At 69.6% G+C, this 7,292-nt stretch carries 9 protein-coding genes; 7 read left to right on the plus strand and 2 right to left on the minus strand.

Annotation, left to right across the window (positions count from 1 at the left end):
* Positions 1-18: 18 nt before the first annotated feature.
* On the minus strand, positions 19-576 hold the full coding sequence (locus I73_RS09290) for a pitrilysin family protein (RefSeq protein ID WP_040500091.1): 558 nt from the start codon (positions 574-576) through the stop codon (positions 19-21).
* A 174-nt stretch (positions 577-750) separates the two neighbouring features.
* On the opposite strand from I73_RS09290, the gene I73_RS09295 reads away from it, so the two are divergent.
* Genes I73_RS09295 through I73_RS27075 form a run of 4 tightly spaced genes read left to right on the plus strand, consistent with a single transcriptional unit; the run spans position 751 to position 3,119 of the window.
* Positions 751-1,131, plus strand: coding sequence for a VOC family protein (locus I73_RS09295; protein ID WP_022980355.1), 381 nt, complete (start codon positions 751-753; stop codon positions 1,129-1,131).
* A 14-nt stretch (positions 1,132-1,145) separates the two neighbouring features.
* On the plus strand, positions 1,146-1,853 hold the full coding sequence (locus I73_RS09300; protein ID WP_022980356.1) for a YafY family protein: 708 nt from the start codon (positions 1,146-1,148) through the stop codon (positions 1,851-1,853).
* A gap of 25 nt (positions 1,854-1,878) precedes the next feature.
* Positions 1,879-2,772, plus strand: a complete 894-nt coding sequence (locus I73_RS09305) for an EamA family transporter (protein WP_022980357.1) — start codon at positions 1,879-1,881, stop codon at positions 2,770-2,772.
* 59 nt (positions 2,773-2,831) lie between these two features.
* Positions 2,832-3,119 carry a hypothetical protein gene (locus I73_RS27075; protein WP_022980358.1) on the plus strand — a complete coding sequence of 96 codons (288 nt, stop codon included), beginning with the start codon at positions 2,832-2,834 and terminating at the stop codon, positions 3,117-3,119.
* Between the two features lie 27 nt (positions 3,120-3,146).
* Here the strand turns inward: I73_RS27075 and I73_RS09315 are convergent, their stop codons facing one another.
* A complete protein-coding gene (locus I73_RS09315) occupies positions 3,147-4,514 on the minus strand; it encodes a tetratricopeptide repeat protein (RefSeq protein ID WP_234409459.1) in 1,368 nt (455 codons plus the stop codon).
* 394 nt (positions 4,515-4,908) lie between these two features.
* Here I73_RS09315 and I73_RS09320 point away from each other — a divergent pair, with 394 nt between their 5' ends.
* From I73_RS09320 to I73_RS09330, 3 genes are all read left to right on the plus strand, one after another.
* On the plus strand, positions 4,909-5,868 hold the full coding sequence (locus I73_RS09320) for an EpsD family peptidyl-prolyl cis-trans isomerase (RefSeq protein ID WP_022980360.1): 960 nt from the start codon (positions 4,909-4,911) through the stop codon (positions 5,866-5,868).
* Positions 5,865-6,680 (plus strand): polysaccharide export protein EpsE, encoded by an 816-nt coding sequence (gene epsE / locus I73_RS09325; RefSeq protein WP_022980361.1) that lies wholly within the window; start codon positions 5,865-5,867, stop codon positions 6,678-6,680. Before I73_RS09320 ends, epsE begins: the two co-directional genes overlap by 4 nt.
* Before the next feature lie 13 nt (positions 6,681-6,693).
* The coding region (locus I73_RS09330) for a Wzz/FepE/Etk N-terminal domain-containing protein (protein ID WP_022980362.1) at positions 6,694-7,292 on the plus strand (599 nt) is incomplete at its 3' end.

Genomic DNA, 7,292 nt, shown 5'->3' on the forward strand with positions numbered 1-7,292 from the left:
CTTGTACGGGTGCTCCAGCTATCCATTGGGCGCCACCGCCTCGAACAGCCGGCCATAGGGCGCGGCCAGCACGCGCTGGCGGAACTCCTCTTCCACCACCTTGCGTTCGCTGTGGAAGTTGGCCTCGTCCACATTCAGGGTGGACATGCGCTCGGCCTCGGCCCAGAGCAGGCGCTCCAGGTGGTGCGAGGGCACCGTCTCGAAGTAGGCCGTCGTGTCCTCGGCGGTGAAGGCGTTGTTCTCGCCGCCCACGTCCTCGGTCAGGCGGTCGAACTGCTCGGCCTTCAGGTGGGCCGTGCTCTTGAACATCAGGTGTTCGAACAGGTGGGCGAAGCCCGAGCGGCCCTGCGGGTCGTCCTTGCCGCCCACGCGGTACCAGACCTGCACGCTCACGCTGCCGCCACCGCCGCCGGGTTGGGCCAGCACCTGCAGGCCATTGGCCAGCGTGCGGCGCTGCAGATTCATGGGGGCCACCGTCAGGGTGGAAGCGGCCAGGGCCCAGCCGGGCAGGCCGGCGCTGGCGGCCAGCGCGCCACCCAGCCGCAGCCAGTCGCGCCGACGCATCGAGGAAGTCATCAAACACAGCTCCTGAAAGACAGGCCGGCAAGGATACAAAGGTGTCGGGCCCCTGGCCCCCCACGAAATGGGGGGTGAGTCTCTGCTGACAGCACGGTGGCAGCAGCCCCTGCGCACCATGGCGACAGGTTCCACACCGGCTTGCCGGTTCACCCTTCACAGGAGTCCCCCGCCATGTCTTCAGTTCCCCAATCCGCCCTGCACTGGTTCGAAATCCCCGTGGCCGACATCGACCGCGCCCAGCGCTTCTACGAAACCCTGCTCGGCGCGCCCCTGCGGCGCGAGGCCATGGGCCCGCAGACGCTGGCCGTGCTGCCCTATGCCGAGCCCGGTGTGGGCGGCGCGCTGCTGGCCGGCCCGGCCGCCCGCCCTCGTGCCCAGGGCGTGGTGGTCTACCTGGACGGCGGCGCCCGGCTGGAAGAAGGCCTGGCGCGCCTGGCCGAGGCTGGTGGCCAGATCCTCACCCCGCGGGTGGACTTGCCCGACGGCATGGGCAGCTTCGTCCACTTCCAGGACAGCGAAGGCAACCGCGTGGGCCTGCACGCCGCCGGCTGAGCCATCATCGGCCCATGCGCCGTGCCGACCGCCTCTTCCGCCTGACCCAGCTGATCCGGGGCCGCCGCCGTTCCACCGCCGGCTGGCTGTCGGAGCGGCTGGAGGTCTTGCTGCGCACCGTCTACCGCGACGTGGCCGATCTGCAGGCCCAGGGTGTGCCCATCGAGGGCGAGGCCGGCGTGGGCTACCGCATGGGCGCGGGCTTCGACCTGCCGCCGCTCATGTTCAGCGCCGATGAGGCCTGCGCCCTGGTGGCCGCCCTGCGCCTGGCCCAGCCCCAGATGGACCCGGCCCTGGCCGCCCAGGGCGAGCTGGCGCTGGGCCGCATCCTCTCGGTGCTGCCGCCCAGCGTGCGGGCCCAGGCCGAGGGGTTGGCCCTGTGGGTGCCGGCCAACGGCCAAGACGCCGCCACCCTGCAGCGCCTGGGCCTGCTGCGCCAGGCCATCGCCGGGCGCCAGCGGGTGCAGTTCCACTACCGCGACGCCGGGGCCCAGGGCAGCCAGCGCACCGTGCGGCCGCTGGGCTGCTTCTTCTGGGGCCAGGTCTGGACCCTGGGCGCCTGGTGCGAGCTGCGGCAGGACTTCCGCAGCTTCCGCCTGGACCGCATCGACGCGCTCGCCGTGCAGGACAGCCGCTTCCGCCACGAGCCCGGCCGCGGCCTGGCCGACTACCTGCGCCACGCCGGCGCGCCCGCCCATGCCCTGACCGGCGGTGGTGGCTGAGCCCCGCGCCTACACTGGCGCGCCTATGCCCTTGCGTCACCTGCTGCTCGCCCTGGCCGTCGTCGCGGTCTGGGGCACCAACTTCGTCGTCATTCGCTGGGGCCTGGCCGAGCTGCCGCCCTTCGCCTTCGCGGCGCTGCGCTTCGCGCTGTCCTCGCTGCCGCTGCTGCCCTTCATCGCCCGGCCGGCCACCGGCTGGCGCACCCTGGCCAGCTTCGGCGTGCTGCTGGGCGTGGGCCAGTTCGGCCTGCTCTTCCTGGCTATGCACTCGGACATCTCGCCCGGCCTGGCCTCCCTGGTCATCCAGACCCAGGTCTTCTTCACCATCGGCCTGGCCATGCTGCTGCGGGGCGAGGGCCTGCGCCCGCTGCAGATCCTGGGCTTTGCCCTGGCCCTGGCCGGCATGGGGCTGATCGGCCTGCACGTCACCGGCGCGGCCGGCACGGCCGGCGTCAGCACCCTGGGCCTGCTGCTGGTGCTGGGCGCGGCCTTCAGCTGGGCCGTGGCCAACCTGGTGGCCCGCTCGGCCGGCAAGGTCGATCCGCTGGGCTTCATGGTCTGGTCCAGCCTGGCGGCCGTGCCGCCGCTGGTGGGCATCAGCCTGCTGGCCGAAGGCGGCCCGGTCCACCTGGCCCAGGTGGTGGGCGCGGCCAGCCTGGCCGCCTGGGGCGCGGTGCTGTGGCAGGCGGTGGGCAACACCCTGTTCGGCTACGGCGCCTGGAACTGGCTGCTGGCGCGCCACCCGGCCGCCACCGTGGCGCCCACCGCGCTGCTGGTGCCGGTGTTCGGCATGCTTTCGTCCAGCGCCGTGCTGGGCGAGCCCCTGCCCCCCTGGAAGTTGGGGGCTGCCGCTCTGGTGCTGGGCGGGCTGGCACTGAACCTGCTGTCCACGCGCCTGAAGGCCCCCTCCCGCGCCTGAGCACGGCGGGGTGCCCTGTTCTGGTGAGTTCTGGTGAGATGCGCCACAAGGAGACAACCATGATGCTGCACGACCGCACCCCCACCCTCAGCCGCCTGCGCACCACGCTGGATCAATGGTCCAGCGGCACCCTGCCTGCCGATGTGGTCTGCGCCCGCTTCCGCCTGGCCGCGCTGGAGTGGAACGGCCTGCCCGAGCGCTTCGAGAGCGTGCTGGAGCGCCTGCTGCAGCCGCTGGACACCGCCGTCATGCTGGGCGACGACAGCTGCGGTTTCAGCCGCGTCGAGCTGGCCCAGGCCCTGCAGCAGTGGCTGGATCACGCCAGCCAATTGCCTGCGCGCCATTGACGCCCGCCCGGCACTGACCCCGGCTGTTCAGGACAGGCTCAGCCGCAGCCGTTCGGCCCAGCGCCGGGTCAGCGGCGTGGCCGGCTTGGCCATCAGCCGCTCGTTGAGCAGCGCCCGGCCCACCGGCGCATGCGGCGCCTGCGCGGCCGCCGCCATCAGGCTCTGGTCCACCAGATCGCGCTGCACATGGCTGCCGCCCAGGCGGCGCACCATCGGCCGCACCGCCTGCAGCGTGGTCACCGCCTGCTCGGCCTCGCCGCGGGCCAGGGCCAGCAGGCCGCGCATCACCGGCAGGCCCACCTCGCGTGCCACCGCATGGTTGCTGCGGCGGGCCTCCTCGGGCTGCATGGCCCGGGCCGCGCAGCGCGCCAGCCAGCTCTCGGCCTGCACCAGCTCGCCCGCGCCCAGGTAAGCCAGCATCAGGTGCACGTCATTGAAGGCCCAGTGCCCGGCCTCCTCCGGCGGCACCGCGGCCTCGTGCAACAGCTGCACGAAGCGTGCGCCCACATCCTCGCCCAGCAGGTGCATGCGCCACAGCAGCGAAGCCGCGTCCAGGCGCTGCGCCAGCGTGGGCGTGGCCGGGCCGGTCAGGTGGGCGTCCATCAGCCGGTGCACGCCCGGCAGGTCCAGCGCCTCCAGGCGGAACAGGGCCATGTGCCACCACAGGTGGGCGGCAAAAGCGTTGTCCTCGGCCCAGCGCGGCTGGTGCTGGCGCAGCCAGGCCGTGCCGTCTTCAAAGCGGCCCTGCATGTCCAGCGCATGGGCCACCGCATGCACCGCCCAGGGCGCGCTGGGGCTGGCGCCCACGGCGCGCCGGCCCACATCCTCGGCCTGCGGGTAGAGGTTGTTCTCCTCCAGGCCAAAGGCGTACAGGCCCAGCATGTGCGGGAACAGCGGGTCGCTCTCGTCCCACTCGGGCAGGCTGCGCGCCGGGCGCAGGCGCAGGCTGATGGTGTCGCCCAGGCACAGGTCCCAGTGGTGGGCCCATTGCAGGGCCAGCGCGTCGCGCGGGTGTTCCAGCAGCAGCTCGTCCCACAGGCGACAGGCCTGCTGCCAGCGGCCCTCGGCCACGGCGCGCAGGGCGGTCAGGTGGGCCTGCTCGCGCGGCGGCGCGTCGGCGCACAAGGGGGCGGCCTCGTCCAGCAAGGCCAGGGCGCGCGGCAGGTGGGTGGCTTCGTCCAGGCTCAGCCAGTGGCCGGCCTGCATCAGCAGGGGCAGGGCCCAGCTCGGGTCCGCACTGCGGGCGGCGTCCAGGTCGGGCAGGGGCGAGCCCTGGAAGGACATCATCCGCGCCAGCGCGGATTCGGCATGGTCGGCCGCTTCACGCACGGCGGTGCCCAGGCGTTGGTCGCGCGCATCCCGCAGGCACAGGCACGGAACGGGCGGCGAACTCACGGTGGCAGACTCCATGGGTGCGGTGGCGAATGCTTGCACTTTAAGGCATCGCCCTGCTGCAGGTCTGCGATGCGCGCTGTTGGCCCCATGGCCACGCGCAAGGAACACGGAACAACCGCTGAATCAATAATGTGCCGTGGGTGTTCCGCCTGGGCTCGGATGCACATCTCTCTTAACTCAAGTCAGGGCGGGCTCCATCGTCTGCCCATAGGGGACCTGTCACATGTCCGTCGCCGGTCGGAACCTCCTGTAGGGCTATAGTGACTTTCGATCGGAAATCCTGAAGGATTGGGATGGCTGTTGCAGTCTGTCACCTGGGCTGGAACGGTTCATGCATTTTCCGGGCGCGTCCTGCTGAGGGTGTCGTCGGGGTCAAAGTTTGTCGGAAGTGCCAATGAAGAATCAGTGCAGTTCTTGTCTGACTCACCTGTGCGTCGCACTGGCTTGGTCCGGGGTGGTTTTGCTGGCCGGGTGTGGTGGACATGACGGGGCCGCCACGCAGGTGGCGGCCAAAGTGAATGGACAGGAGCTCACGGTCCACCAGATCAATTTCGTGTTGCAGCAGAATCCTCAGCTGGCCGCCGCGGTCGGCAGCGAGGCACCTCGTCAGGTGCTGGAACGCCTGATCGATCAGGAAGTCACGCTGCAGCAAGCTCAGGCGCAAAAGCTCGATCGCGACCCGAACGTGGCCGCGGCCATCGAGGCCGCCAGGCGAGATATCCTTGCCAGGGCCTACATGGACCGTCAGCTGGAAAGAGTGCCCGCGCCGACACCGCAGGAGGTGCAGGCCTACTTCGACAGCAAGCCGGAGCTTTTTGCGCAGCGGCAGATCTACACTTTGACCGAAGTGCAGCTGACCTTGCCGCCTGAGGCGGTGGCCGAACTGCGGTCCTTGTTGCAGTCTGGAAAGACTGCCGAGTTTCTCGCCCAATGGGCTGGCAGCAAGCAGTACCGTATGCTGGTCAACCACCTTGCACGGCCGGCCGAGGGGCTGCCGCTGACCATGCTGCCTCAATTGGCCTCCGCGGCGGATGGGCAGGGGGTGATGCAGATGGAGGGCGGCTCGGCCCATGTCTTTTTTGTCGAGTCTCGCCGCGCCGAGCCGGTGACCTTGGAGCAGGCGCGCGCAGCCATTCAGGCCGCGATTGCCAACGAGCGCAAGCGCCAGGCGGCGGTGGACGAGGTGAGGCGGCTGCGTGGAGCCGCCAAGGTGGAGTATGTTGGGCTGTTTGCTGCCTCCGCCCCCGAAGGGGCGATGGGGCCGCTTGCCACGATGCCTGTGGAGGCCGCCGGATCTGCGGCGTCCGCGGGGCTGACCGATGCAACCTTGAAGAAAGGCTTGGGCTTGAAATGAAGCAATTCCTGCGCAGTCTGTTCCTTGCGCTCCTGACGGCCTTTGTCGTCCTGTCGCCTGTTCGAGCCGCCGGGACGGCCGAGATCCCGGAGTACCGCCTGGGTGGCGGTGATCTGATCAAGATTCTGGTCTACCAGAATCCCGACCTGACGCTGGAAACGCGTCTGTCGGACAGTGGCAGTACGTCCTATCCTCTTCTTGGGACCATCAAGCTGGGTGGGCTGACTGTGGCGGAGGCCGAGCGTCTGATCGCCGACGGCCTGCGCAAGGGCGAGTTCGTCAAGGACCCTCAGATCACCGTGGTGCTGGAGACCGCGCGGGGCAGTCAGGTGAGCGTGCTGGGACAGGTTCAGAAGCCGGGGCGCTATGTGCTGGAAACGGGGCAGACCCATCTCAGCGACGTGTTGGCGATGGCCGGGGGGATCACGCCGCAGCTGGGGGCGGATCAGGTCGTCGTGGTGGGCACGCGCGATGGCAAGCCCTTCCGCAAGGAAGTGGACCTGGCCCAGATGTTCAGCAGCGCGGAGCGTCCGAACGACCTGATCATGCAGGGCAATGACGTGGTCTACGTGGACCGGGCGCCGGTCATCTACATCTATGGCGAAGTGCAGAAGCCGGGGCAACTGCGGCTGGAGCGCGGCATGACTCTGCTGCAGGGCTTGGCCGCCGGTGGCGGGCTGACGCAGCGGGGGACCGAGCGGGGCATCCGCATCCACCGCCGTACGCCCACGGGCACGCAGGTCCTCGAGCCTGACATGCAGATCCGACTGCAGGACGGTGACGTGATCTACGTGCAGCAGAGTCTGTTCTGAGCAGGTGGGTTCGATGAGCTTTTCCCAATTCATTTCCATCCTGCGGGCGCGCTGGCGTCTGTCCCTGCTGGTCTTGACCGTGACCGTGCTGGCAACCGTTGTGGTCAGCCTCTATCTGCCCAAGCGTTACACCGCCACGGCCAGCGTGGTGGTCGAGGTCAAGCCCGATCCCATCAGCGGCGCTGTCTACGGCGGCATGATGAATCCGAGCATCATGGCGACCCAGGCCGACATCCTCACCAGCGACCGGGTCGCGCGGCAGGTGGCCAAGAGCCTCAAGCTCGCGCAGAACCCCGAGATCGTCAGCCAGTGGCGGGACGCCACCCAGGGAAAGGGATCGATGGATGACTGGCTGGCCGGGCTGCTGAAACGCCAGCTGGAGATCCTGCCCAGCCGGGAATCGAATGTCATCACCATCAACTACCAGGCGGCCGATCCTGCTTTTGCAGCGGTGGTGGCAAACGCTTTCGTGCAGGCCTACATCGACACCACCATCGACCTGAGAGTGGAGCCGGCGCGGCAGTACAGCGGGTTCTTCAACCAGCGGGCCCAGGGCGCGCGCCAAAAGCTCGAGGCCTCGCAGACGCGGCTGTCCGAGTACCAGCGTGAGCG

This window comes from Ideonella sp. B508-1 (assembly GCF_000333615.1).
In the GTDB taxonomy this organism is placed as follows: Bacteria; Pseudomonadota; Gammaproteobacteria; order Burkholderiales; family Burkholderiaceae_C; genus Ideonella.